This window comes from Serratia nematodiphila DZ0503SBS1 (assembly GCF_000738675.1).
Taxonomy (GTDB): Bacteria; Pseudomonadota; Gammaproteobacteria; order Enterobacterales; family Enterobacteriaceae; genus Serratia; species Serratia nematodiphila.
The window spans coordinates 2751512-2776559 of record NZ_JPUX01000001.1; the positions used below are offsets into that span (position 1 = coordinate 2751512).

A 25048-nucleotide genomic window follows, 5' to 3' on the forward strand; every position below is an offset into this window, starting at 1 on the left:
GCGCTAAATAACTGAACTCAATCGATTTACGTCACTCCCGTCGCCAACGGACAAAGGGTGACTCATGGCTAAGCTTAGTCAGCGGCGGCGGAGAGATAAAATAGGAATGAGTGAATATTGTGATAGCTTGCGGCGATTCATGGCTGTGCTATTGATTGTCAGCACACCGCTTTATCGGCGCCGCAACATGAACGTGAGCACCGCGTCCGCCAGTTTGCCGAACGGCGCGCGCAGCAGGCCGGTAAAGTGCCAGCGGCTCTGGATGAAAACGCCCTTGGCGTGGCTCAGCGCCCGAAATCCTTCGATGCCGTGACAGGCCCCCATGCCGCTGGGGCCGATGCCGCCGAACGGCAGATCGTCCTGGGCGAAATGCAGCAGGGTGGCGTTGACGCTGACGTTGCCTGAGGTGGTGTGCGTCAGCAGCCGATCCTGCTGCGCGCCTGCCGGGCCAAAGTAATACAGCGCCAGCGGGCGCGGCCCGGCGTTGATAACGTCGATCGTTTCATCAAAGGCGGCGTAGGTGCGCACCGGCAGCAGCGGCCCGAAGATCTCTTCTTGCATGATCCGGCTGTCGTCGGGGGCGCCGACGATCAGCGTGGGGGCCAGGATTTTCGGCCGTTCAGACGCCGAGTCCGGGCGATGGCCGACCGGAATGATTTGCGCGCCCCGCGCCTGGGCGTCGGCCAGCAGGTCTTGCAAACGCTGATAGTGCCTGTCGCTGATGATGGCGCCGTAGTCGCTGCCCGTCGGCCCTGTGGGGTAAAACGCTTTGACCGCCGCGTCGTAGAGCGCCATGAAGCTTGCCAGATCGTCCTGATGGATTAGCAGGTAATCGGGCGCGATGCAGGTTTGGCCCGCGTTCGACAGCTTGCCGAACGCCACGCTCTGGACGTTTCTGGCGTTAACCGCGCCGCGCGCCATGACGGCGGGGCTTTTGCCGCCCAACTCGAGCGTTAACGGCACCAGATTTTTAGCGGCCGCCTGCATGACCTGACGGCCGATCGCCGTACTGCCGGTGAACACCAGATGGTCGAAAGCCAGCTCGCTGAATCTGGCCCCGACCTCCGGCCCGCCGGTCACCACGGCGATCTCGTCGGCGGGAAACTGCGCCGCCAGCATCGTCTCTATGAGCTGGCTGGTATGCGGCGTGAGCTCCGAAGGTTTCAGCATCACGCGGTTGCCGGCGGCCAGGGCGGTGGCCAGCGGGATGAAGGTCAACGATAAAGGGTAGTTCCACGGCGCCATGACGCCGATCACGCCCTTGGGCTGATATTGCACATAGGCGCGCGCAGCCTGGTACGGCAGGGCGACGTGGCGGCGCTCCGGCTTCATGAAGCGTTTCAGGTTGCGCAGCAGGTAATCGATCGCCTGCACGGTGACCACAATCTCCAGAATGTCGGTCTCGTAAGGCGAGCGGTGGCCGAAGTCCGCGCTGACGGCCGCCGCCAGCGCGCCGCGCTGGGCCAGAATGGCGCTCCGCAAGCGGCGCAGGGCGGCCTTGCGCTGATCCATCGTCGGCGCGCCGTCGCGCAGGAAGGCGTGGCGCTGGGCGGCAAGCCGTTGCTCCATCGTCGTGGCGGTGTCATCTCCTTGCACTTGAATACTCCTGATGCCGATCGAAAGCGGGAATGCGGTTTGCCGAATTGGGTTTGACCTTAAAGTGAGCTTTAAACCTATACTCGTTAAACGATCAACGCAAGATCGTCGGCCAGCCGGGATGAGGGAGCCAGAGATCCCGGCGCCGCGCGCAGTATAAACCTTCTTTTTTAACCATAGTGTAAATGGGAGAAACGACATGGGTTATGTAACGACCAGCGATGGCGTCGAGATTTTCTACAAGGATTGGGGCCCCAAAAACGGCAAGGTTATCTATTTCCACCACGGCTGGCCGCTGTCCAGCGATGACTGGGATGCCCAGATGCTGTTCTTCGTGAACCAAGGGTTCCGCGTGGTTGCGCACGATCGCCGCGGCCACGGCCGCTCCAGCCAGGTGTGGGAAGGGCACGACATGGACCACTACGCCGATGACGTCGCCGCGGTGGTGAAACACCTCGGCGTACAGGGCGCGATGCACGTGGGCCACTCGACGGGCGGCGGCGAGGTAGTGCGCTATATCGTGCGCCACGGCGAGGACAAGGTGTCCAAAGCGGTGTTGATCAGCGCGGTGCCGCCGCTGATGGTGAAAACCGATGCCAATCCGCAGGGCACCCCAAAATCGGTATTCGATGATTTCCAGGCGCAGTTGGCCGCCAACCGGGCGCATTTCTATTACGACGTGCCCGCCGGCCCGTTCTACGGCTATAACCGTCCGGGCGCCAAACCGTCGGAGGCCATTATCTGGAACTGGTGGCGGCAGGGCATGATGGGCGGCGCCAAGGCGCACTATGACGGCATCGTCGCCTTCTCGCAGACCGATTTCACCGAAGATCTCAAGAAGATCGCCATTCCGGTGCTGGTGATCCACGGCGACGACGATCAGGTGGTGCCTTATCAGGATTCCGGCGTGCTGTCGGCCAAGCTGGTGCAAAACGGCACGCTGCATACCTACAAGGGCGCGCCGCACGGCATCCCGACTACCCACGCCGATCAGGTCAACGCCGATCTGCTGGCGTTCGTGAACAGTTAAGCGCGAACAAGCACTTTGCTCCGCCCTGAGTGGGCGGGGCTTTTTTCATTGCGATGAGGAACGCCAATGCAAACGATCCTGGGCGCCAGTGGCCAGATCGCCCAAGAGCTGGCGCGTGAACTGAAGCGCGCGTACACCGATGATTTAAGATTGGTCAGCCGCAACCCGAGGAAGGTCAACGACAGCGATACGCTGGTTGCGGCCGACCTGCTCGATGCACAGCAGACCCTGGCGGCGGTGAAGGGCAGCGAGGTGGTGTATTTCGCCGCCGGCCTGCCGCCGGATTCGGCGCTGTGGGATCGGCAATTTCCGACCATGCTGCAGAATGCGCTGCACGCCAGCCGTACCGCGGGCGTGCCCTTTGTCTATTTCGACAATACCTATATGTATCCGCAGAACGGCGAGCCGCAGACGGAATCGACGCCGTTCGCGCCTCGGGGGCGCAAGGGACGGGTGCGCGCTCTGATGACCGAGAGGGTGCTCGACGAGATGAAGCGGGGGCAGATCCCCGTGCTGATCGGCCGTGCGCCCGAGTTTTATGGGCCGGGGAAAACGCAGAGCTTCACCAATGCGCTGATCGTCGACAGGCTGAAAGCGGGGGAAAAACCGCGCGTGCCGGTTCGCGATGACAGGCTGCGCACGCTGATCTGGACGCCCGACGCCAGCCGCGGGTTAGCTCGGCTCGGCAATACGCCCGACGCGTTCGGCCAGACGTGGCATCTCCCGTGCTGCGACGAGCGGCTCACCTATGCGCAGTTCGCCGCCTTGGCTTGCGAGGTGTTTGGGAAGGACATTTCATATTCCGTTATCGGCAAATGGGCGTTGATCGCCGCAGGGCTGTTTTCGTCCGGGGCGCGAGAGATGCGCGAGCTGCTGCCGCGCTACGAGCACGATAACCTGTTCGACTCGACCAAGTTCAAACAGCGTTTTCCCGATTTCGCCGTCACGACGTATCGCGCCGGGCTGGAAACGATTTGGCGGGAGTGGAAGAACGCGCAAGCGCGACGTTAAGGCATCTGTCGCGCCATGAGCAGGCGCATTCGGCACCCTGTCATCACTCTGCCCTCATGATCCTCTCACACCGTCTCGATCGGCGCGAGCGAGCCTCGTCCTTCTCCGGGCGGGGCTTTTTATTGGCTATGGTACCCCGCTTGAGCGCCGCCAGCGCGAGGGTGATTGAGGGATATCCCTCATTGCGGCCCTGCCGGCGGTTATTTAAGCTGAATGGGCAATGCAACGGTGAATATGGAGATAATCATGACTGATTCAGTGTCCAACGATCGTAATCCCACCCCGGATGTGGCGGAAGACAACGCGTTTTTCCCATCCCCTTACTCCCTCAGCCAATACACCTCGTCCAAAACCGACTTCACGGGCGCCAGCTACCCGAACGCCTATCGCGGCGGCAAGTGGAAGGTGCTGATGATCGCCTCGCAGGAGCGCTACCTGCTGATGCAAAACGGCAAGTTCTTCTCCACCGGCAACCATCCGGTCGAGATGCTGCTGCCGATGTATCACCTGGATCTGGCCGGTTTCGAGATCGACGTCGCCACGCCGTCCGGCGATCCGGTGAAGCTGGAGATGTGGGCGTTCCCGCATGAAGATGAAGCGGTCAAGGCCACCTATGAGAAGTACCGCAGCCAACTCAAGCAGCCGAAAAAGCTGACGGAAGTGGTGAAGGATCTGGATGGCGGCAACTACCTCGGCGTTTTCATTCCCGGCGGCCACGGCGTGCTCAACGATATCCCGTTCAGCGAAGAGGTGAAAAAGACGCTGCACTGGGCGCATGACCACGATCGCTACGTGATCTCGCTGTGCCACGGGCCGGCCGGTTTGCTGGCGGCGGGCATCGGCGAGAGCAAAGACGATTTCCTCTATCGCGGCTATGAGATGTGCGTGTTCCCGGATGCTCTCGATACCGGCGCCAACATCGATATCGGCTATATCCCCGGCCCGATGCCCTGGCTGGTGGGCGAACGCCTGCGTGAGCTGGGCGTTAAGATCGTCAACGCCGACATCACCGGCAAGGTGCATAAAGATCGGCGCCTGCTGACCGGCGATAGCCCGCTGGCTTCCAACAACCTCGGTAAACTGGCGGCGGAAACGCTGCTGGCCGACGTCGCCGCGCGATGAGCGACGAGATCGCGCAGCGCGCTTTCCAGACGGCGTTGGCGATGGACCACGAGCGCACTTTGTCCGCCATTCAGGGGCGGGTTCGCGCCTTCGCCGCGCCGTTCGGTTTCAACCGCTTTGTGCTGTTTTCCGCCTCCGCGGCGGCGGAGGCGGGGATCGAGCATATTTATTGGGTCGAAGGCGACTGGTTCGGTGAGGGGGAGGCGGTCGATGCGCTGACCTACGTGCGGCACTGCCCGGTGACCCGGCACATGCTGCGGGCCGCCGAACCGTTCTTCTGGACCAAAACCCGGGCGCAGCAGGGCGAGCGCTACCGGATTGTGCGCACGCCGCGCGGCGCCGGTCTGCACGGCGTGCAGATCCCGGTATTCGGCCCCGCCGGGTTGGAGGGGGCGGTCAGCCTGGGGGGCGAGCGCATCGACGCCTCGCCGCCGGTGCGGCTGGCGCTGTCGCTGGTGGGCACGGCGGCTTTTCTGGCGGCGCGGCGGCTGTTCGAACCTGCTGCCGGTGAGGGGGAGGGCCGGCTGTCGGCGCGCGAGCGCGAGGTGCTGAGCTGGACCGCCATTGGCCGGCGGCAGGCGGATATCGCCGCGATGCTCGGCCTGTCTGAACGCACGGTGGAAAACCACCTGCGGCGCATTCGTCAACGTCTCGGCGCCGCCACCACCGCGCAGGCGATCAGCGTGGCGATCCGCCTGGGCGAAATCGCCCCCGAGAGCCGTTAGCCCGCCGCCATTTGCCGCAGCAGCCACGCGCGCAGCGCCATGATATCGGGGCGCTGCGCGGTCTCTTCGGTGGCCACCAGATAATAGTTGGCGCCGGGCAACGCCATCTCGAACGGCGCTGCCAGCACGCCGCGCTGCAACAAATCGCGCGCCAGCAGCCGGCTGGCGATCACCACCCCCTGGCCCGCCACCGCCGCCTGCAGCGCATGGGTCTCGTCGCTGAAGGTCAGCCCGGCTTCCACGTTCAATCCTTCCGGCCCGTAGCGCCGCCGCCAGTTCTCCCAGGTCGGTGAGTCGGCGGGCACCTGCCGATGCGCCACGTGAAACAGCGTCACCCGCAGCAAATCTTCGATGCGCTCCAGCGCCAGCGCCGGGCTGGCCACCACGATAAAGCGATCCTCATGCAGCAGGGTGCAGTGCAGATCGCTTTCCGGCATTTCGCGGTAGCGGATGGCGACGTCCACGGTGCGCTGGCTGAGATCCACCCGCTCGACGCTGGTGTGCAGGCGCAGATCGATGGCGGGAAACTCCGCCTTGAAATCCGCCAGGCGCGGCACCAGCCAGTGGGTGAGAAAGTTGGAGGTGGTGGTGACGGTCAGCGCCGGCGGCTGCCGGGCGCGGGTGATTTGGGCGACGGACTGCTCCAGCGCGGCGAAGGCGCGCTGGGTGCCGGCATACAGGATCTCGCCGGTTTCGGTCAGGCTGACGCCCTGCGCGCTGCGCTCGCACACCCGGCATGCCAGCACCGACTCCAGCAGCTTAATCTGATGGCTGATCGCCGTTGCGCTGACGCCCAGCTCCTCGGCGGCCAGTTTGAAGCTGCGGCAGACGGCCACGGCGTGGAAAGCGCGCAGCGCGCCCAGCGGCGGCAAACGGGTTTTTCTCATGGCTGAATTATTCTCATCCAAGGCTGAAAACTATGAGTTTGTCTGACCGATTATACAAGAGATAGGCTACTGACATGTGAACAGGGAAATGAATTTATTTCATCATTTCCATCATGTCGGAGTGAACGATGAGCCTCTATATCAACAACGGCGCTCTGGGCGCCATGGAACACACGGGAACGGCGGCGAGTGCCCTGGCGCTCAGCGTGCCGGTCGCGGCGGGCGCCTTGCTGCTGAAGACCGAAAATCTGCTGGGCATCGGCGCTACCCTGATGCTGCTGACGGCATTGGCGCTGGCGTTTCTCGGCGGCGCCGCGCTGGCCCGCTGGCGGACGCTGCGGAACCGGCCTGCGCTGGCTATTCTCCGCCACGGCTTTTTACTGGCGGCGGCGGGATGGCTATTGATGCTGCTGATGCTGTTCGGCGGCCACGGCTGGCCGGCCCTGCTGCCGGGCCTCGCCCTCGGCGGCCTGGGCCAGGGCGTCGCCTACCGCACGGCGGTGGGGGAGAAAGGGGCCTTCGTCGTGGCGTGCAGGCTGACGACGGTGGTGACTCTCGTGGCCGTAGTGGTTGCCGTTTCGCTGGTGCAAACCTATGCGGCGCCGGGGATAAAGGGAGCCTGTTTCGCGCTGGCGCTGCTGGTCGATCTGGCCTTGCTGGGGGCGTTGATGGCGCGGATTGCGGAGCGTGACAGGGAGTGAGCCGCCGCGCCGCAGGTAAACAGCCCGCCGGTAAACCCGGCGGGCTTCGCTTAGGCGGCCGCCAGCTCTTGCGGGGCAATGGTTTGCAAACCGACAAGCTGAATGGCCGGCTGCTCCAGATTGATGCCAAAGTATCCTTGATCCCAATTGTAGATATTGACGACGTGCTGATTGAGCGCGCTTTCGCCCTGCATGAATATCGACAGATCCTGCGTATGGGTTTGCGCGTTGTAATTCAGTGAGAAGCTGCTGTTTGATCCTTCGGCGCCGAAGGCCAGCAGGTGGTTATCGATAGACAGGGAGGAGGCCTGTAAAAAGCCCAGCTCGAAGCTGTCGTCGATGTAGATATTGTGGGTCTGCTTCACGGGAATGTTCAGCAGGCTGTTGGGGAAGGGCACATCGTTGGACAGCATGCTCAGGTTTACGCCGAGATAATCCTGCGGCGCACTCCCACCCGGCGCAGTGGTATAACCATGCTCGAAGCGAATCTCGCTGGAGCCTTTGCCCAGGTTGACCTCCAGACCGTTGGCCGGCGTCAGCACCCGATCGTTAAAGGTGACGTTGTCCTTAAAGTCGGTCAGTTTCACCGCTTCGATGTTGTACAGCCCGTCCTTAAAGCCATACAGCCCGATGCCGTTTTTCTCGATCACCCCGCGTCCGCCGTAGCTGCCCTGGGCGTCAAACTTCAGGTTTACCCCGTGCGACAGGCTGGAATAATCGACCGTATCGTGGCCGCCGCCGCCGTCGATCACCGTCCAGCCGTAGTTGCCGGCGTTGTTTTGCCAGCCGCGCGGTACGCTGATGGTGTCGTCGCCGCTGCCGGTGTTAACGGCGATATTGCCGAACGCCAGCGTGAAATCATCATCATGCAGCGTACCGACGCGGTACAGATTCGGCGTGGACAGCACGTCGGCAATGTCGTTGAAAATCGCCGAGCCGATATCCAGCTTGCCGGGGATAATGCTGCCGCCGCCGGTCACGCTGCTGCCGTAGGACTCAGTGTAGAAATCACGCGCCGCCTCGGCGGCCAGGCGGATGGTCTCGTGGCCAATGCCGAGGGTGGTCAAATAGGTGGGCACTTCGCCCGCCAGCAGCGTTTCAACCACGTAACTGAGGTTTTTCATCTGCATGGAGACCTGCGCCGCGGCAATCAGATCGTAAGTCCCGCCTTCCACCTTAAAGGCCGAGGTGTCGTTGGTCGCCACCCATTCGGTAAAGAACGAGGTGTCGCCTAAATAGGAGAACAGCGTGGTGCCGGCCCAGGGGGAATAGTTGGGGGCGCCGGTCGAGGAGGCGTCGGTGAACACTTCGGACGCCGCCGCACCGGCGTCGATCAGGCCAACCTCGTGAATATCCGGCACTTTGGCGCTGGTGGGCGGGGCATCCGGCAGCGGCGCATTGGGATCGCTGCTCAGATCGACGCCAAACAGCGTTTTGGCGAAGTTTTTGGCGATGTTGTCGGAGGCATTCTGAATGCGCGCCTCCCAGTCATCGGGCACGTGCCCGGTGCGCAGCTCATACTGCAACTTGGTTTGGTCGCGAATGTAATGGGCAAACGCCCCCTGATTCGAGTTCACGCCATAGGCGCCTTTGATCCAGGTATACACCGCGATATCCACGCCATCAATGGGTTGGTTGGCATGGTTGGGATCGGTGAGCGCATCGACGGATGCGGCATACACGGCCGGCCAGTCGCCGGCTTTGGCGGCCTCCCAAATCGCTTGCAGTTTTTCTCGGTCGGTAATGACGTAAGCCATATAAACACTCCTTGTTGCTGAGAGATTGCTTTGAAATTCAACATGATGAATGGAAGCGCGCGATGGAATAAACCGAAACCCGAACAGCCAGAAACGCGCATGCCGCGAGCCGCAGCGAACGATGGGCGGCAGGCACCCATAGCGAAAGGATAGACGCAACTTGCCGAGCGCGAACAATTCGCTTATCGATTGTTTTTACAGGATTATTGCTGTAAAACGGCGGGTTAACCCGCGTATTGGCGTCAGGAAGGGATATCCGTCAGCTGGGTTAGGAATATTCTTAGATAAAAGAGTGGGTTTCGCTGGTGGGGGGGCCGGATAGTTTCCTACAGCTGCGTTTATCTCCTTGCCGCCGTATCATTTACCCTGGCGCCCGCTTATCCTGCATCAGCATTAGCGCGTAACGGAAACCGCGGGCTGATGAACGGTTAATCCAACCTGGAGGACTCGCTATGTCCGATCGCCCTACCATTGCGCTTATCGGCCCCGGTGCCATCGGCACCGCCATCGCCGCGGCGCTTCATGAAGTGGGCCGCACGCCGCTGCTTTGCGGGCGTACGGCCCATCCGCAATTAATTCTGCGCCACGATGAGGGAGAAGTGGTGGTGCCGGGGCCGGTTTTAAGCGATCCGCGTACCGTAGCCCATCCCTACGATCTGGTTTTTGTCGCCGTAAAAACCACGCAGGTGACCGACAGCGCGGGCTGGCTGGCGGCGTTGTGCAATAAAAACACCGTCGTGTGCGCGCTGCAAAACGGCGTCGAGCAGCAATCTCTGCTGGCGCCTTACGTCAATGGGGCGACAGTGCTGCCCTCCGTGGTGTGGTTTCCGGCGCAGCGCGAGAAAGATGCGTCCGTCAGGCTGCGCGGCACGCCGCGCCTGACGCTGCCGGATGCGCCACAGGCGCAAGCGATCGCCGACGCGCTCAGCGGTTCACGCTGTGCGGTTGAGCTGTCATCGGATTTTATCTCGATTGCCTGGCGTAAGCTGTTGCAGAATGCGGCTGCGGGGCTGATGGTGCTGGCCAATCGCCGCGCAGGCATGTTTTCGCGCGCCGATATAACGCAACTGGCTCTGGCTTATCTGCGTGAATGCCTGGCCGTCGCGCGCGCGCAGGGTGCGGTGCTTCACGATAACGTGCCGGAGGCGATCGTGGACGGCTTTCAGCGTGCGCCCGCGGATTTGGGCACCTCTATTCTTGCCGACCGGCAGGCCAACCGGCCACTGGAGTGGGACATACGCAACGGTGTCGTGCAGCGTTATGGGCGCTTGCAGGGCATGCCTACGCCGATTAGCGATATCCTGGTGCCGCTGCTGGCGGCGGGCAGTGAAGGGCCGGGGTGATAGCCGGCGGCGCAGGCGTTCGTCGGGCAAGGGTATTTTCGCTGTCAATGCAGCTGGCATTCAGACAGCCGGTTGCCTGCCGCAGCCCAAACACCCCAACAGCAAAAAGCCCGCTTAAGTTTCCTTAAGCGGGCTTCTCTAAATATGGCTCCTCTGACTGGACTCGAACCAGTGACATACGGATTAACAGTCCGCCGTTCTACCGACTGAACTACAGAGGAATCGTGTGAACGGGGCGAATAATAGCGAGGCGCCGCAGGCATGTCAAAGGCGGATTACACATTCTGTGACTGTTTGCTTACAGAATGCGCAACCCGTTGAGTTTTTTGGCAGATTTAGCCCTCGGGCGCCCGCTGCAGGCGCAGCTGATAGCGGTAAACGCCGGCGGTGAGCAGGAAATCCCGGTGCACGCTCGGGCTCCAGGAGTCGTCGCCGCCCACCCCCATGTGGAAGCCGTCCAGGTGCAGCCAGGTGCCTGCTTCCGGCTGCAGCAGATGCTGGTGGCTGCAGGCCATCAGCTGTTGCAGGCCGTAGCGGCTGAGCGAGAAGTGGAAGCGGCCGTCGATGCGCCAGCCGCCGTAGCGCAGGCTGCGGGTGTCGCAGCGCAGGCCGTTCTCGCCGGGGAAAATATACGGCGTGTGCAGATCCGCCAGCGGCAGGCGCCAGCGCCCGTGCTGCGCGGCCAGGCGGCGATCCGGGTAGTTCTCGTGCGGGCCCAGACCCAGCCATTCCGCCTGCGGCTGCACCGTCGCCAGTTGGCAGTTCAGGCCGATGCGCGCCGGCGGCGGCAGGGCGTCGGCCACCTCGACCTCCACGTTCACGCTCACCGCGCCCAGCGCGTCGAACAGCCACTGCTTGCGGCTAATCAGCAAAATCTGCCCGTCCACGCCGAACTGGTGTTCGCTCACCACCCGCACGCCGTTTTGCAGCGCATCCGCCTGCAGCCGCACGCAGTGCTCCTCCAGCCGGTACAGGCCCGCCAGCTTCCAGCGTTCGACCCAGGCGTTGGGATCGATATGGTCCGCCTCGCTGACGCCGATGTCGTTATCGATCGGCGCGCGCGCAAAGCCGTCGCGCAGCGGCGTCAGCAGCTGCGGCTGCTCATTCTGCCACCACTGCGTCAGGTGGCCGCTGCTGCGCTCGAAGCGCCAGCGCTGGTCGCCGTGGGTGAGGGTCAGCCCCTGATCGTCTTCAATCAGCGTGGGCGGCACGCCCTGCGCCTGCGCCGGCGCGGGATGCAGCGCGCGCGGCACCCGCCACTGATCCCAGGCGCAGCGGTGGTGCGCTTCAGACCAGTCGGTGGCCTGCGGTTGCACCACCTCCACGTTCAGCCACAGCTCGCCGGGCTGATGCAGCATCGGCAGCCGGTCGAGCAGGGTGAAGCTAGCGCTGCCCTGCGGCGGCAGCGCCAGATCGAAGCTGCCGCTGGCGCGCTCCACGCCGTCCAGCTCCAGCCGCCAGTTGAGCTGTTCGTTGTCGGTGTGGCGGAACAGGTAATCGCTGGTGACGGTCAGCGTCAGCGAGGCGGCGTCGAAGGCGAAGCGGAACAGTTGCTGCGCCCGCTGCGCTTCGAACAGCGCCGGGTGCGGGGTGCGATCCGCGAACACCAGTCCGTTCAGGCAGAACTGGCGATCGTTGGGGGTGTCGCCGAAGTCGCCGCCGTAGGCCCAGAACTCTTCGCCGCGCTCGTCGCGCTTGATCAGCGCCTGATCGACCCAGTCCCAGACAAAGCCGCCCTGCAGGCGCGGATGTGCGTGGAACGCGCGCCAGTAGCGCTCGAAACCGCCGAAACTGTTGCCCATCGCGTGGGCGTATTCGCACAGGATCAGCGGGCGCGGCTCCTCCGGCAGGCCGATCCACTTGCCGATCGCCCATTTGGGCACCGCCGGGAACGGCTGATCCTGATCCACTCGCGCATACATCGGGCAGATGATGTCGGTGGCGGCAGTGTCGGCGCCGCCGCCTTCATATTGCACCGGGCGGGTCGGATCCTGGCTTTTCACCCAGCGGTACAGCGCGTCGTGGTTCACGCCGTGGCCGGACTCGTTGCCCAGCGACCAGATGATGATGCAAGGGTGGTTGCGATCGCGTTGCACCATGCGGGTGACGCGCTCGCTCATCGCCGGCAGCCACAGCGGATCGTCAGCCAGGCGGTTCATCGGCTGCATGCCGTGGGTCTCGATATTGGCTTCGTCCACCACGTACAGCCCGTAGCGATCGCACAGCCGGTACCACAGCGGGTGGTTGGGATAGTGCGAGCAGCGCACCGCGTTGAAGTTGTGCTGTTTCATCAGCAGGATGTCGTGGCGCATCGTCGCCTCGTCCATCACCTGGCCGTGGCGCGGGTGATGCTCGTGGCGGTTAACGCCGCGGATCAGCAGCGGCTGCCCGTTGAGCTTCAACAGCCCGCCGCTGATTTCCACCTGGCGGAAGCCGACGTCATAGGCTTCCACCTCGATAATTTCTCCTGTGGGCGAGAGCAGGGCGACGGTGGCGCGATACAGCGCGGGCGTTTCGGCGCTCCACAGCGCCGGGCGTTCCACCGGCAGGCGCAGCGTGACGCGATCGTCATAGGCGCCGCGCTCGTCCACGATCTCGCTGCCGAGGGGCTGGGTGCGCTCGGCCACCCGTGCACCATCGCGCCACAGCTGCACCTGCACCTGCAGCGGGCCGGGCCGGCTGGCGCGCGCCGTCACCACCAGTTCGCCGCGGGTAAAGCCGTCATGCAGCGGGGTGGTGATGCGCACATCGCTCAGGTGCGTGGCGGGTTTGTGCAGCAGGCTGACGTCGCGAAAGATGCCGCTCATGCGCCACATGTCCTGATCTTCCAGATAGCTGCCGTCGCACCAGCGCAGCACCATCACCGCCAGCCGATTTTCCCCCGGCCGCAGCCACGGGCCGAGATCGAACTCCGCCGGCAGGCGGCTGTCCTGCGAATAGCCGACCCAGTGGCCGTTGCACCATAAATAGAACGCCGAGTTGACGCCATCGAAGATGACGCGCGTCTGGCCGGCGGCCAGCCAGGCCGGATCGACGTTGAAGGTGCGCGAATAGCATCCGGTCGGATTGTCTTCCGGCACGCGCGGCGGATCGACCGGGAACGGGTAGCGCACGTTGGTGTAAATCGGCGCGTCGTAGCCGGCGAGCTGCCAGTTGCCCGGCACCGCCAGCGGGGCGGCGTCCGGCAGATCTTGCTGCAGCCAGCCTTCCGGCGCCGCCTCTGGGCGCGGGAAGTAGCTGAAACGCCACTCGCCGTTCAACGACCGGCGGCTGGCGCTGGGGGCATCGTCGCGCGCGTCTTCCACCGTGCGCCAGCTGGCGAATGGCGGGTGGGCGTCCAGCCGGCGGTAGTGGGTGCAGGCCGGGTTTTGCCAGTCACGGCGGGCGAGGATCTCGGACAGGGAAGCTAGGGGTTCAGCGGGCATCGGCGATCGTCCAGTCGGCTAGGTGATGCTCACCAAGATGCTGACCGGCGCATAAAAAGTAAAGCGGTTACACGCAACCTTGCAAGGGCGATCAAATAACCGCTAATGCGGCTCGCCAGCGCGGTAGATCCGCTGTGGGCGGCCCACCTTGCCGTAAATGATCTCGGCGCGCAGCTGCTGTGCGGCGGTGCAAAACTCCAGATAACGGCGCGCGGTGGTGCGGCTGAGCCCCATTTTTTGCGCAACGCTTTCAGCGGTGTGGCGCGCGGCGGGCTCGGCGAACAGCGCGCGGACCTTGCCGAGCGTCAGTTCGTCGATGCCGGCGGGCAGCGCCGCCTGCTGTTCGCCGCGGGCGTAGGTGTTGAACATCTCGTCAATGCGGCGCTGGTTGAGGCGCGCTTTGTCTTTCAGCGCTTCGCGGCGCTGGCTGAAGCGCTGCAATGTCTGGCTCAGCCGGTCATAGGCCAGCGGTTTGATCAGGTAGTCGAACACGCCGTAGCGCAACGCCTCGGCCACGGTGGCCATGTCGCTGGCGGCGGTGATGAACACGATGCCGCCGCGATAGCCGCTCAGCGTCAGTTCGCGCAGCAGGGTGATGCCCTGGCCGTCGGGCAGAAAGTTGTCCAGCAGGATCAGGTCCGGCTTGAAGCGTTCGGTCATGGCGCGCGCCTGCGCCAGCGTGCCGGCCAGCCAAATCTGGCGGCAGCCGCCGTTCTGGCGGATAAACTCCGCGTGCATCTCCGCCAGTGGCGTTTCGTCTTCAACGATCAGGATGTTCAGCCATTCCATAGTGCGACCCGTAATTGCAATAAAAATGCTAAGTGAATGTAAGTGAATTGCGGCGCCAAATAAAGATTATCTCAATAATAAACACCATAAGATTAATTAAGTAAATAAAGAACATTAAATAACTTATTAACCGGGATCGGTTTGTGAAATAGGTCAATAATCGGCGTTTTTTTTCTGCTTACCATGGGTTTATTGAACGAGAAGGTGGTTTTATCTTCATGGTTTTTAAGGTTTTAATTGCCATTTCTGATGTTAATTAAAATGCCTTTTTGTATTTCATTTGTTGTTTGCCAGTTAACCCAGAGAGCGTGTTATGTTAGGCGATGCCGTATTTAATCGGGTAAAGCGATCGGATCATAAAGCGATTTCAGAAATAAGCGCCTTCTTGCGCAGTAACGATCTGAATATCGACACCACGGTTGAAATATTTATTACCGTTACCCAGCACGACAAATTGGTCGCCTGCGGCGGCATCGCCGACAATATTATCAAATGCGTCGCCATCAGCCCGCTGATGCGCGGCGAAGGGTTGGCGCTGGCGCTGGCGACCGAGCTGGTGAACCTGGCCTATGAGCGCCATCACACCCAGCTGTTTATCTACACCAAGGTGCAGAACGAGCCGCTGTTCCGCCAGTGCGGTTTCTACCCGATCGCCACCGTGCCGGGCATCGTGGTGCTGATGGAAAACAGCCCGTGCCGCCTGAAGCGCTACGCCGCCCAGCTGGCGAGCCAGCGCCGGCCGGGCGAGACCATCGGCAGCATCGTGATGAACGCCAACCCCTTCACTCGCGGGCACCAATATCTGGTGCGGCAGGCGGCCAAACGCTGCGACTGGCTGCACCTGTTTCTGGTGAAGGAAAACACCTCGCGCTTCAGCTATGAAGACCGGCGCCGGCTGGTGCTGGCCGGCACCGCCGATATCCCCAACCTCACGGTACACGAAGGCTCGCAGTACGTGATCTCGCGCGCCACCTTCCCCTGTTACTTCATCAAGGACCAGGGCGTGGCCGACGACTGTTACACCGAAATCGATCTGAAGATCTTCCGCCAGTATCTGGCGCCCGCGCTGGGCATTACGCACCGCTTCGTCGGCAACGAGCCGTTCTGCGCGGTGACCGCGAAATACAACCGCGACATGCGCTACTGGCTGGAAACGCCGGCGTTGCCCAGCCCGCCGATCGCGCTGGTGGAAATCGAGCGTTTGCAATATCAGGGCACGGCGATCTCCGCCTCCTGGGTGCGCAAGCTGCTGGCGGCGGGGGACTTCCACGCCGCCGCGCCGCTGGTGCCGCCGGACACCCTGTACTACCTGCAGGATCTGCAAACGCAGCGCCGGGCCAAGGCGGCCCCGCATCCTTTTGAGTCCGCACAATCAGGTGAATGATGAAAATTATCCGAGAAGCAATGGCCGGCACGCTGGAATCCAGCGATGTCATGGTGCGCATCGCGCCCGCCGAAGGGCCACAGCACGATCTGCTGATCGCCAGCAGCGTGGAAAAACAGTTCGGCGCGGCGATCCGCCGCACCCTGCTGGAGGTGCTGCAGCGTTATGAGGTGGAACCGGTGCAGGTGATCGTCGACGACAAAGGGGCGCTGGACTGCGTGCTGCGCGCCCGGCTGGAAACCGCGCTGATGCGCGCCTGCGAGGGTGGCCAACTGCCGTGGGAGGCGAAAGATGAAAACGCTGAATAAAACCCGGCTGCGCCGCAGCATGTTGTTCGTCCCCGGCGCCAACGCGGCGATGGTCAGCAACGCCTTTATCTATCAGGCCGATGCGCTGATGTTCGATCTTGAAGACTCGGTGATCCTGCGTGAAAAAGACGCGGCGCGCCGGCTGGTGTACCACGCGCTGCAGCACCCGCTGTACCAGGAGGTGGAAACCATCGTGCGCGTCAATGCGCTCGACTCCGCCTACGGCCTGGCGGATTTGCAGGCGGTGGTGCGCGGCGGCGCGGACATCGTGCGCCTGCCGAAGACCGACAGCGCGCAGGACGTTATCGACATGGAGCGCGAGATTGCCGCCATCGAAGCGGCCTGCGGCCGGCCGGTCGGCAGCACCGGGCTGCTGGCGGCGATCGAATCGGCGCAGGGCATCACCAACGCGGTGGCGATCGCGCACGCTTCGCCGCGTCTTATCGGCATCGCGCTGGGGGCGGAAGACTATGTACGCAACCTGCGCACCGAACGCTCGCCGGAAGGCATCGAGCTGCTGTTCGCCCGCTGCTCGCTGCTGCAGGCGGCGCGCGCCGCCGGCATTCAGGCGTTCGACACCGTTTACTCCGACGCCAACAACGAGGCCGGTTTCCTGCAGGAGGCGGCGCTGATCAAACAGCTCGGCTTCGACGGAAAATCGCTGATCAACCCGCGCCAAATTGAGCTGCTGCACAACCTGTACGCGCCGACCGCCAAAGAGGTGGCGCACGCGCAGCGGGTGGTGGACGCCGCCGAAGCGGCGGAGCGGGAGGGGCGCGGCGTGGTGTCGCTGAACGGAAAAATGGTCGACAGCCCGGTGATTGAACGCGCCCGGCTGGTGCTGGCGCGCGCCGCGCTGTCCGGCTTACGGGAAGAACCGGCGCAGCACGGGGAGGAAGCATGATGAACCGCCAACAACGATTGATGACCTTCGCCAACCCGGCGGATCTGCCGGGCTATCAGGACGTGTCCAAAGCCAACCTGCAGGCGCGCAAACCGCGCGATCTCAAACTGTGTGACTCCTTGCAGGAAGCGGTGCGCCGCAGCGGGCTGCAGGACGGCATGACCATTTCCTTCCACCATGCGTTTCGCGGTGGTGATTTGACGCTCAATCAGGTGATGGAGACGCTGGCGGCGATGGGGTTCCGCAACCTGACGCTGGCCTCCAGCTCGCTGACCGACTGCCATGCGCCGCTGGTTGAGCATATCCGCCACGGCGTGGTGAGCCGCATTTACACCTCCGGGCTGCGCGGCCCGCTGGCGGACGCCGTTTCGCGCGGCCTGCTGGCGGAGCCGGTGCAAATTCATTCGCACGGCGGCCGGGTCAACCTGATCGAATCCGGCGAGCTGAAGATAGACGTGGCCTTCCTCGGCGTGCCGGCCTGCGATGAGTTCGGCAACGCCAACGGCTACAGCGGTGAAGCCTGCTGCGGCTCGCTCGGCTATGCGCGGGTGGACGCCGAGGCGGCGGGCACCGTGGTGTTGCTGACCGAGCAGCTGGTGCCGTATCCGCATCATCCCGCCAGCCTGGCGCAGGATCGGGTGGATCTGATCGTGCAGCTGGAGCGGGTGGGCGACGCCGACAAGATCGGCGCCGACGCCACGCGCATGACCTCGAACCCGCGCGAGCTGCTGATCGCCCGCCGCGCCGCCGAGGTGATCGCCGGTTCCGGCTACTTCACCGAAGGCTTCTCGCTGCAAACCGGCACCGGCGGCGCCTCGCTGGCGGTGACCCGGTTCCTGGAGGACAAGATGCGCGCCCGCGGCATTCGCGCCGCGTTCGCCCTTGGCGGCATCACCTCGACCATGGTGGATCTGCACGAGAAAGGGCTGATCGGCAAGCTGCTGGACGTGCAGAGCTTCGATCGGGCGGCGGCGACCTCGCTGGCGCGCAACCCGCGCCATATCGAAATCAGCGCCAACCAGTACGCCAACTTCAGTTCCAAGGGCGCCTCGGTCGATCGGCTCGACGTGGTGGTGCTGAGCGCGCTGGAAATCGACACCGGCTTCAACGTTAACGTGCTGACCGGCTCCGACGGCGTGCTGCGCGGCGCATCCGGCGGCCACTGCGACACCGCCGCCGCCGCGCGGCTGGCGATCATCGTCGCGCCGCTGGTGCGCGGGCGCATCCCGACGCTGGTGGAGCAGGTGACCACCTGTGTCACGCCGGGCTCCAGCATCGACATTTTGGTGACCGACCACGGCATCGCCGTCAACCCGGCGCGGCCGGAGCTGGCGCAGCGCCTGCGGGAGGCCGGGCTCGAGGTGGTGAGCATCGACTGGCTGCGCGCCCGCGCGCTGCAGCTGACCGGCGAACCGCAGCCGATCGCCTTTACCGACAAGGTGGTGGCGGTGGTGCGCTACCGCGACGGCTCGGTGATCGACGTGGTGCATCAGGTGGCGGAGTAAGCGATGGCCGCCGTCGATCCCCAACTGGCCGCCGAACGCGCAGTCAGCCTGCCGGAACTGCTCACCAGCCGCGAATGCCGTCAGGCGCGCCAGCAGGCGTGGCTGGCGCAACACCAGTGCACGCTGCTGGTGCTGACGCTGGTCGTCCCCGGCCCGGTGAAGGACAGCGCGCTGACGCGCGGCATCTTCAACCTCGGGTGGGCGGCGCTGCTGCGGCTGTGCGCCGAGCAGGGCTGGCCCAGCCCGCAGGCCGAAGCACTGGCGCTCTCCACCGGCTGCGAAGGTTTTGTCGCGCTGCGCGCCGATGCCCAGCGGGTGAAGGACTGCGCCATGCAGCTGGAGGTGAGCCGCCCGATCGGCCGGCTGTGGGATATCGACGTGCTGGATACGCAGGGGCGCATTTTGTCGCGCCGCGATATCGGCCTGCCGGAACGGCGCTGCTTGCTGTGCGGCCAACCGGCCAAGATCTGCGCCCGCCAGCGGCGGCACAGCAGCGAGCAACTGCTGCATGAAATGGAAAGGATGTTCAACGATGCGATCTCTGCCGATTAACCTGCCCGCCCGCCGTGCCGAACCGGCCTGCGACTTCGCCCGCGCCGCCTTTCGCGCGCTGCTGGTGGAGGTCAACCTCACGCCCAAACCGGGGCTGGTCGATCGTCATAACACCGGCGCCCACCGCGACATGGATCTCGGGCATTTCTACCGCAGCGCCCGCGCCATCGGCGTGTGGCTGCCGCGCTTTATCCAGCGCGGGCGCGAAGACGCGGCTCTGCCGGCAGAACAGCAGCTGGCGCGGCTGCGGCCGCTGGGCCTGGCCTGCGAAAACCAGATGTTTCGCGCCACCGGCGGCATTAACACCCACAAGGGCAGCGTGTTCTCGCTCGGGTTGTTGTGCGCCGCCTTCGGCCGCCTGCAGCAGCAGGGGCGCGCCATCGGCGCAGCGGCGCTGTGCGCCGAAACGGCGGCGATGTGCCGAGGATTGGTGGACCGCGAGCTGCGGCGCAACAACGCCGGGCAGACCGCCGGCCAGCGGCTGTTCGCTGCCTACGGCCTCAGCGGCGCGCGCGGCGAGGCGGAGGCCGGTTTTCGGCTGGTGCTGGACGGCGCGCTGCCGCTGTATCGGCAACGGCTGGCCGCCGGCGGCGACGAACAGCGGGCGCTGCTGGACAGCCTGCTGTGGCTGATGGCCCACAACGATGACACCAACGTCGCCTCGCGCGGCGGCATGCACGCCCTGCGCTGGCTGCGGCGCCGGGCGGCGTTGCTGCTGGCGCAGGGCGGTTCGGCCGGGGAGGCGGGCCTGGCGCGCCTGCGGCGCTTCGATGCCGATTGCATTGCCCGCAACCTCAGCCCCGGCGGCAGCGCCGACCTGTTGATAGTGACCTGGCTGCTGGCGCAGCTGGGTGCCCAAGAATAATAACCAAGCCTTCAGGAGAGTCCCTATGTCCCAAACCCAGGAAAAGATCTGGAAAGCGATAGCGCCGCTGGCGGTGCTCGCGATCCTGTTATTGATACCGGTGCCCGACGGCATGCCGCCGCAGGCGTGGCACTACTTCGCCATCTTCGTGGCGATGATCGTCGGCATGATTCTGGAGCCGATCCCGGCCACCGCCATCAGCTTTATCGCGGTGACTGTCAGCGTGCTCAGCGCCAACTGGGTGCTGTTCGGTGCGCAGGAACTGGCGGAGCCGGGTTTCAAGGCCGGTAAAGAGGCGCTGAAATGGGGGCTGGCGGGCTTCTCCAGCACCACCGTCTGGCTGGTGTTCGGCGCCTTTATTTTTGCGCTGGGCTACGAGGCCACCGGGCTGGGGCGGCGCATCGCGCTGTTCCTGGTGAAATTCATGGGCAAGCGTACGCTGACGCTGGGCTATGCGGTGGTGATCATCGATATCCTGCTGGCGCCGTTCACGCCGTCCAACACCGCGCGCACCGGCGGCACGGTGTTCCCGGTGGTGAAAAACCTGCCGCCGCTGTTCGATTCCTTCCCTAACGATCCCTCTTCGCGCCGCATCGGCGGTTACCTGATGTGGATGATGGTGGTCGGCACCAGCATCAGCTCCTCGATGTTCGTCACCGGCGCCGCGCCGAACGTGCTGGGCATCGAGTTCGTCGGCAAGATAGCCGGGGTGCACATCAGCTGGATGCAGTGGTTCCTGGCGTTCCTGCCGGTCGGCCTGCTGCTGCTGATCATCGCGCCGCTGATCTCCTACTATCTGTACAAGCCGGGCGTGACCCACAGCAGCGAAGTGGCCGCCTGGGCGAATACCGCGCTGGGGGAAATGGGCAAGCTGACGCGCAAGGAGTACACCCTGATCGGCCTGGTGCTGCTCAGCCTGTGCCTGTGGGTGTTCGGCGGCAAGGTGCTGGACGCCACCGCGGTGTGCCTGTTGGCGGTGTCGCTGATGCTGGCGCTGCACGTGGTGTCGTGGAAAGAGATCACCAAATATTCCAGCGCCTGGAATACGCTGGTTAACCTGGCGACGCTGGTGGTGATGGCCAACGGCCTGACGCGCTCCGGCTTTATCGACTGGTTCGCCCAGACCATGAGCACCCACCTGGACGGCTTCTCGCCGAACATGACGGTGGTGGCGCTGGTGCTGGTGTTCTACTTCGCCCACTACCTGTTCGCCAGCCTGTCGGCGCACACCGCCACCATGCTGCCGGTGATCCTGGCGGTCGGCAAAGGGTTGCCGGGCGTGCCGATGGAGCAGCTGTCGATGCTGCTGGTGCTGTCGATCGGCATCATGGGCGTGCTGACGCCGTACGCCACCGGGCCGGGGGTGATCATCTACGGCTGCGGCTACGTGAAATCGAAAGACTACTGGCGCCTGGGCGGCATTCTCGGCGTGGTGTACATCGCCGCGCTGCTGCTGATCGGCTGGCCGATCATGAGCCTGTGGTACTGAGTTGACGCACAGCGGCCGCCGCCCGGCGGCCGCTGGTACGATCTTTTCCCGTGAACCCTGTCACACACTTGTCACACTAACCCCGCCATCATACGCAGGCAAACGCTAACACCTTAAAAATAATCATTTTCCGGGAGCCTCTGCGGATGAGAAAAAAAACGTTATTGCTGTGCCTGCCCTTGTTATTCACCGGGAACGCGCTGGCGGACGCCGGCGGTTATCAACTGGAACAGGTGCTGGTGATGAGCCGCCATAACCTGCGCGCGCCGCTGGCCAACAACGGCAGCGTGCTGGCGCAGTCCACGCCGAAGGCCTGGCCGGCCTGGGAAACGCCGGGCGGCCAGCTGACCACCAAGGGCGGGGTGCTGGAAGTGTACATGGGGCACTACTTCAACGCCTGGCTGAAGCAGACCGGCCTGTTGCCGCAAGAGGGCTGCCCGACCGCCGGCAGCGTGTACGTCTACGCCAACAGCCTGCAGCGCACGGTGGCCACCGCACAGTTCTTCAGCAACGGCGCGTTCCCGGGCTGCGACGTCAGCGTGCACCATCAGGACAAGATGGGCGAGATGGATCCGACTTTCAACCCGATCATCACCGACACCAGCGAAGCCTTCAACCAGCAGGCGCTGGCGGCGATGAACGCCGCGCTGGGATCGCTGAAGCTGGACGCCTCGTATAAACAGCTGGCGAAGATCATCGATTACAAGGATTCCGCCGCCTGCAAGACCGACAAACACTGCGACCTGACCAAAGAAACCAGCGTGATGAGCGCGGTGCCGGGCAAAGAGCCGGGTGTCTCCGGCCCGCTGCGGGTGGGCAACTCGCTGGTGGACGCCTTTATGCTGCAGTACTACGAAGGTTTCCCGATGAAAGAGGTGGCCTGGGGCAAAATCGCTACCCCGCAGCAGTGGAAGCAGCTGGCGCAGTTGAAAGACGGCTATCAGGATTCGCTGTTCACCTCGCCGGTGGTGGCGCAAAACGTCGCCAAACCGCTGCTGACTTATATCAACAACGCGCTGCTCGGCGAGCGCAAACCGGACGCGCCGAAGCTGACGGTGCTGGTCGGCCACGACTCCAATATCGCTTCGCTGCTGTCGGCCATGCAGTTCCAGCCGTATCAGCTGCCGCAGCAGTACGAGAAAACGCCGATCGGCGGCAAGCTGGTGTTCCAACGCTGGCGCGACGCGCAGAACGACCGTGAATTGCTGAAGATCGAGTACGTCTATCAGTCCACCGAACAGCTGCGCAAGGCGACGCCGCTGACGCTGCAAACCCCGCCGCAGCGGGTAACGCTGGCGCTGAAAGGCTGCCCGATCGACAAGGACGGTTTCTGCGCCTGGAGCGATTTTGAAAAGACCATGAAGGGCATCCTGTAATGCCCAGCCTCTCTCCCGAATGCGGGGGAGAGGCCTCTTCCCATCCCGGCTAACGCGCCGCCGTGCCGGCCTTAACGCCATTTATTTTGCCCAGGGTCATTGTTGCAGGCGGTTTCGGGGGCTAACATCATCAGCCTGCCTGCTTATCATGGATACCGCCGTTGCCCACTTTTATCCGCAATATCGAATTTTTCACGCCGGACGGCTATCCGGGCCAGGTGGCGCGCTGCCAGTTTGCGCTGGCGGATTACCGCGACGACAGTTTTTCTGAGGCGGGCTTTGCGCTGCCGGACCATCTGGCGCGCGCGGTGCCGAAACGCCGTGCGGAGTATCTGGCCGGGCGTGTTCTGGCGCGCCAGCTGTTGGCGCCACTCGGTTTCGCCGACTTCACCCTGGCGCGCGGCGAAGATCGCGCGCCGCAGTGGCCGCCGGGCATCGCCGGGGCGCTGAGCCATAATTCGCATACCGCGCTATGCGCCGTGCATCGCGAGAGCGGGCTGGGCGGCGTTGGGCTGGACGTGGAGACGTTGCTGTCCGTGGAGCGAGCTGAGGAGCTGTGGAGCGCGATCGTTTCACCGGCGGAGCGCGAGGCGTTGCTGGGCGAAACGCTGCCGTTCAACGCGCTGCTGACGCTGACGTTTTCCGCCAAAGAGAGCCTGTTTAAGGCGCTGTATCCGCAGGTGCGTTGTTACTTCGATTTTCTTGATGCGCGCATGACGGCCGTGGATGTGCAGCGGCAGACGTTCGTATTAGAGCTGCTTAAGACATTGACGCCGCATTGCCCCGCCGGGCGCCGGTTCAGCGGGCATTTTTGGCGTGAAGGTGACGACGTCACGACCTTTATTTTTTGCTAAAATCCAATAATAACAATGTGTTATTTATTTTCGTGCCGTAACGCAGATTTGACGCAGCGGGCGGAAAGATTCATTCATCGGAGATTGACCCACGGTGGGGAACCGGTGTAATTTACCATCCCTTTACAGCTAATGATAACTATTCGCATAAACATTATCATTGGTGAGGCGCAACAAAGGAGTGGTCTTGTGGCGACACTGACGACAGAAAACCAAACCTTCCCCGGGTTTGCGTACGCCGAACAATCGACCTTTTTGTACCGGTCCGAATTCCGTTCCCTCTCCGCCAGCGGCGTGTTCGAGCGCATTGAGACGCCGGCGTTCGGCGGCGAGCAGGAAGACAGCGCGCTGGCGCAGCATATCCGCCAGGCGTTGGCGCGCGCCAAAGCCGCCGGCCAGGCGGCACCGGTGGTGGTGGGCGCCATTCCGTTCGATACGCGCCGGCCTTCCAGCCTGTACGTGCCTGAAAACTGCCAGTTTGTCGCCAACGACAGCTTTACCCGCGCCGCGCGCCCGATGCTGCAACAGCCGCATCGCCTGGCCGCCTGCACCAGCATTCCGGACGAGCCGCGCTTCAAGCACGCGGTGGCGGAAGCGGTCAGCCGCTTCAAACAAGGCAAGCTGGACAAGGCGGTGCTGTCGCGCATCCTCGACATCGAGCTGGAGCAGCCGGTGGCGGGTCACCAAATCCTCAATAACCTGATGGTGCAGAACCCGACCGGATACCACTTCTCCCTGCCGCTGGCCGATGGCGGCGTGCTGCTCGGCGCCAGCCCGGAGCTGCTGATCCGCAAGCAGGGCGGCGAAATCCACACCAATCCGCTGGCGGGGTCGGCGCGCCGTCAGGACGATGCGCGGCAGGATCGCCTCGGCAGCGAGCGCCTGATGCGCTCGACCAAAGACAAATACGAACACAAACTGGTGATCGACGACATTCGTCGGCGCCTGGCGCCGCTGTGCGCCAGCCTGAGCGTACCGAGCGGCCCGTCGCTGCTCAGCACCGGCACCATGTGGCACCTGTCCACCCGCATTCGCGGCGAGTTGCTGAACCCCGCGCTCAACGTGATGCAACTGGCCTGCCTGCTGCATCCGACGCCGGCGCTGTGCGGCTTCCCGACCGAGAGCGCCCGCCAATTGATCGCCGATCTGGAACCGCACGATCGCGGCCTGTTCAGCGGCATCGTCGGCTGGTGCGACGCCAACGGCGACGGCGAGTGGGCGATCGTCATCCGCAGCGGCCTGCTGCGCGGCAACCGGGTGCGTCTGTTCGCCGGCGCGGGCATCGTCGCCGCCTCGACGCCGCAGTCCGAGTGGATGGAAACCGCCGCCAAACTGGGCACCATGCTCAACGCTTTCGGCCTGAACAGCGGCGCGCTGTAGGGCCACTGTGCGGCGCAGCGCGCCGCATCACATGCTTTTCGCAGG

The 25048-nt window shown here is 63.8% G+C and carries 21 protein-coding genes and 1 tRNA gene; 16 read left to right on the top strand and 6 right to left on the bottom strand.

Annotation, left to right across the window (positions count from 1 at the left end; genetic code table 11):
- Window positions 1-171 precede the first annotated feature (171 nt).
- On the bottom strand, window positions 172-1596 hold the full coding sequence (locus JL05_RS12715; RefSeq protein ID WP_238545846.1) for a coniferyl aldehyde dehydrogenase: 1425 nt from the start codon (window positions 1594-1596) through the stop codon (window positions 172-174).
- Between the two features lie 199 nt (window positions 1597-1795).
- Here JL05_RS12715 and JL05_RS12720 point away from each other — a divergent pair, with 199 nt between their 5' ends.
- The 4 genes from JL05_RS12720 (at window position 1796) to JL05_RS12735 (ending at window position 5484) form a co-directional block, all read left to right on the top strand.
- Window positions 1796-2626, top strand: a complete 831-nt coding sequence (locus JL05_RS12720) for an alpha/beta fold hydrolase (protein WP_033632614.1) — start codon at window positions 1796-1798, stop codon at window positions 2624-2626.
- A gap of 66 nt (window positions 2627-2692) precedes the next feature.
- Window positions 2693-3637 (top strand): NAD-dependent epimerase/dehydratase family protein, encoded by a 945-nt coding sequence (locus JL05_RS12725; RefSeq protein WP_033632615.1) that lies wholly within the window; start codon window positions 2693-2695, stop codon window positions 3635-3637.
- A 246-nt stretch (window positions 3638-3883) separates the two neighbouring features.
- Complete coding sequence (hchA, locus tag JL05_RS12730; protein WP_033632616.1) at window positions 3884-4759, top strand: glyoxalase III HchA; 876 nt, start codon at window positions 3884-3886, stop codon at window positions 4757-4759.
- The gene (locus JL05_RS12735) at window positions 4756-5484 is read left to right on the top strand and encodes a PA1136 family autoinducer-binding transcriptional regulator (protein WP_033632617.1); all 729 of its coding nucleotides are present in this window, start codon (window positions 4756-4758) and stop codon (window positions 5482-5484) included. The genes hchA and JL05_RS12735 overlap by 4 nt, the downstream gene beginning before the upstream one ends.
- Here the strand turns inward: JL05_RS12735 and JL05_RS12740 are convergent.
- Window positions 5481-6371, bottom strand: coding sequence for a LysR substrate-binding domain-containing protein (locus JL05_RS12740; protein ID WP_033632618.1), 891 nt, complete (start codon window positions 6369-6371; stop codon window positions 5481-5483). The genes JL05_RS12735 and JL05_RS12740 overlap by 4 nt on opposite strands.
- Before the next feature lie 128 nt (window positions 6372-6499).
- Between JL05_RS12740 and JL05_RS12745 the strand changes: the two genes are divergently transcribed.
- The gene (locus tag JL05_RS12745; protein ID WP_033632619.1) at window positions 6500-7072 is read left to right on the top strand and encodes a hypothetical protein; all 573 of its coding nucleotides are present in this window, start codon (window positions 6500-6502) and stop codon (window positions 7070-7072) included.
- 50 nt (window positions 7073-7122) lie between these two features.
- On the opposite strand, the gene JL05_RS12750 is transcribed toward JL05_RS12745, so the two are convergent.
- Window positions 7123-8829: a hypothetical protein gene (locus JL05_RS12750; RefSeq protein WP_033632620.1), complete on the bottom strand. Its 1707-nt coding sequence runs from the start codon at window positions 8827-8829 to the stop codon at window positions 7123-7125.
- A 452-nt stretch (window positions 8830-9281) separates the two neighbouring features.
- Between JL05_RS12750 and JL05_RS12755 the strand changes: the two genes are divergently transcribed.
- Entirely contained in the window at window positions 9282-10172 is an 891-nt protein-coding gene (locus JL05_RS12755) for an oxidoreductase (protein ID WP_033632621.1), read from the top strand.
- Window positions 10173-10317: 145 nt separating this feature from the next.
- Here JL05_RS12755 and JL05_RS12760 read toward each other — a convergent pair.
- The 3 genes from JL05_RS12760 to dpiA form a co-directional block, all read right to left on the bottom strand.
- Window positions 10318-10393: transfer RNA gene (locus JL05_RS12760), tRNA-Asn, on the bottom strand.
- A gap of 114 nt (window positions 10394-10507) precedes the next feature.
- A complete protein-coding gene (locus JL05_RS12765) occupies window positions 10508-13597 on the bottom strand; it encodes a beta-galactosidase (RefSeq protein WP_033632622.1) in 3090 nt (1029 codons plus the stop codon).
- Between the two features lie 102 nt (window positions 13598-13699).
- Window positions 13700-14386: a two-component response regulator DpiA gene (gene dpiA, locus JL05_RS12770; RefSeq protein WP_021505854.1), complete on the bottom strand. Its 687-nt coding sequence runs from the start codon at window positions 14384-14386 to the stop codon at window positions 13700-13702.
- Window positions 14387-14699: 313 nt separating this feature from the next.
- Between dpiA and citC the strand changes: the two genes are divergently transcribed.
- The 10 genes from citC to JL05_RS12820 all read left to right on the top strand — a co-directional run bounded on the left by citC (window position 14700) and on the right by JL05_RS12820 (window position 25003).
- Window positions 14700-15770: a [citrate (pro-3S)-lyase] ligase gene (citC, locus tag JL05_RS12775; protein ID WP_028127715.1), complete on the top strand. Its 1071-nt coding sequence runs from the start codon at window positions 14700-14702 to the stop codon at window positions 15768-15770.
- Window positions 15770-16078, top strand: coding sequence for a citrate lyase acyl carrier protein (citD, locus tag JL05_RS12780; protein WP_004940811.1), 309 nt, complete (start codon window positions 15770-15772; stop codon window positions 16076-16078). Before citC ends, citD begins: the two co-directional genes overlap by 1 nt.
- A complete protein-coding gene (gene citE, locus JL05_RS12785) occupies window positions 16062-16982 on the top strand; it encodes a citrate (pro-3S)-lyase subunit beta (RefSeq protein ID WP_033632623.1) in 921 nt (306 codons plus the stop codon). The genes citD and citE overlap by 17 nt, the downstream gene beginning before the upstream one ends.
- Window positions 16982-18487: a citrate lyase subunit alpha gene (gene citF / locus JL05_RS12790; protein ID WP_004940815.1), complete on the top strand. Its 1506-nt coding sequence runs from the start codon at window positions 16982-16984 to the stop codon at window positions 18485-18487. The genes citE and citF overlap by 1 nt, the downstream gene beginning before the upstream one ends.
- Window positions 18488-18490: 3 nt before the next feature.
- The gene (citX, locus tag JL05_RS12795; protein WP_019452467.1) at window positions 18491-19039 is read left to right on the top strand and encodes a citrate lyase holo-[acyl-carrier protein] synthase; all 549 of its coding nucleotides are present in this window, start codon (window positions 18491-18493) and stop codon (window positions 19037-19039) included.
- Window positions 19020-19904 carry a triphosphoribosyl-dephospho-CoA synthase CitG gene (gene citG / locus JL05_RS12800; RefSeq protein WP_033632624.1) on the top strand — a complete coding sequence of 295 codons (885 nt, stop codon included), beginning with the start codon at window positions 19020-19022 and terminating at the stop codon, window positions 19902-19904. The genes citX and citG overlap by 20 nt, the downstream gene beginning before the upstream one ends.
- Before the next feature lie 25 nt (window positions 19905-19929).
- The gene (locus JL05_RS12805) at window positions 19930-21393 is read left to right on the top strand and encodes an anion permease (RefSeq protein ID WP_016927089.1); all 1464 of its coding nucleotides are present in this window, start codon (window positions 19930-19932) and stop codon (window positions 21391-21393) included.
- Window positions 21394-21539: 146 nt separating this feature from the next.
- On the top strand, window positions 21540-22769 hold the full coding sequence (agp, locus tag JL05_RS12810; protein WP_033632625.1) for a bifunctional glucose-1-phosphatase/inositol phosphatase: 1230 nt from the start codon (window positions 21540-21542) through the stop codon (window positions 22767-22769).
- Between the two features lie 161 nt (window positions 22770-22930).
- Window positions 22931-23623, top strand: a complete 693-nt coding sequence (locus tag JL05_RS12815; RefSeq protein WP_033632626.1) for a 4'-phosphopantetheinyl transferase family protein — start codon at window positions 22931-22933, stop codon at window positions 23621-23623.
- Between the two features lie 189 nt (window positions 23624-23812).
- Window positions 23813-25003 carry an isochorismate synthase gene (locus tag JL05_RS12820; protein ID WP_033632627.1) on the top strand — a complete coding sequence of 397 codons (1191 nt, stop codon included), beginning with the start codon at window positions 23813-23815 and terminating at the stop codon, window positions 25001-25003.
- Window positions 25004-25048 lie beyond the last annotated feature (45 nt).

Excerpts from the sequence above, each read along its gene's own strand:
- citE (WP_033632623.1), top strand. The coding sequence starts at position 16,062 with ATGAAAACGCTGAATAAAACCCGGCTGCGCCGCAGCATGTTGTTCGTC.
- JL05_RS12745 (WP_033632619.1), top strand. The coding sequence starts at position 6,500 with ATGAGCCTCTATATCAACAACGGCGCTCTGGGCGCCATGGAACACACG.
- JL05_RS12755 (WP_033632621.1), top strand. The coding sequence starts at position 9,282 with ATGTCCGATCGCCCTACCATTGCGCTTATCGGCCCCGGTGCCATCGGC.
- JL05_RS12720 (WP_033632614.1), top strand. The coding sequence starts at position 1,796 with ATGGGTTATGTAACGACCAGCGATGGCGTCGAGATTTTCTACAAGGAT.
- agp (WP_033632625.1), top strand. The coding sequence starts at position 21,540 with ATGAGAAAAAAAACGTTATTGCTGTGCCTGCCCTTGTTATTCACCGGG.
- citX (WP_019452467.1), top strand. The coding sequence starts at position 18,491 with ATGGCCGCCGTCGATCCCCAACTGGCCGCCGAACGCGCAGTCAGCCTG.
- JL05_RS12805 (WP_016927089.1), top strand. The coding sequence starts at position 19,930 with ATGTCCCAAACCCAGGAAAAGATCTGGAAAGCGATAGCGCCGCTGGCG.
- citF (WP_004940815.1), top strand. The coding sequence starts at position 16,982 with ATGAACCGCCAACAACGATTGATGACCTTCGCCAACCCGGCGGATCTG.
- JL05_RS12750 (WP_033632620.1), bottom strand. The coding sequence starts at position 8,829 with ATGGCTTACGTCATTACCGACCGAGAAAAACTGCAAGCGATTTGGGAG.
- hchA (WP_033632616.1), top strand. The coding sequence starts at position 3,884 with ATGACTGATTCAGTGTCCAACGATCGTAATCCCACCCCGGATGTGGCG.
- citG (WP_033632624.1), top strand. The coding sequence starts at position 19,020 with ATGCGATCTCTGCCGATTAACCTGCCCGCCCGCCGTGCCGAACCGGCC.
- JL05_RS12765 (WP_033632622.1), bottom strand. The coding sequence starts at position 13,597 with ATGCCCGCTGAACCCCTAGCTTCCCTGTCCGAGATCCTCGCCCGCCGT.
- citC (WP_028127715.1), top strand. The coding sequence starts at position 14,700 with ATGTTAGGCGATGCCGTATTTAATCGGGTAAAGCGATCGGATCATAAA.
- dpiA (WP_021505854.1), bottom strand. The coding sequence starts at position 14,386 with ATGGAATGGCTGAACATCCTGATCGTTGAAGACGAAACGCCACTGGCG.
- JL05_RS12735 (WP_033632617.1), top strand. The coding sequence starts at position 4,756 with ATGAGCGACGAGATCGCGCAGCGCGCTTTCCAGACGGCGTTGGCGATG.
- citD (WP_004940811.1), top strand. The coding sequence starts at position 15,770 with ATGAAAATTATCCGAGAAGCAATGGCCGGCACGCTGGAATCCAGCGAT.
- JL05_RS12740 (WP_033632618.1), bottom strand. The coding sequence starts at position 6,371 with ATGAGAAAAACCCGTTTGCCGCCGCTGGGCGCGCTGCGCGCTTTCCAC.
- JL05_RS12725 (WP_033632615.1), top strand. The coding sequence starts at position 2,693 with ATGCAAACGATCCTGGGCGCCAGTGGCCAGATCGCCCAAGAGCTGGCG.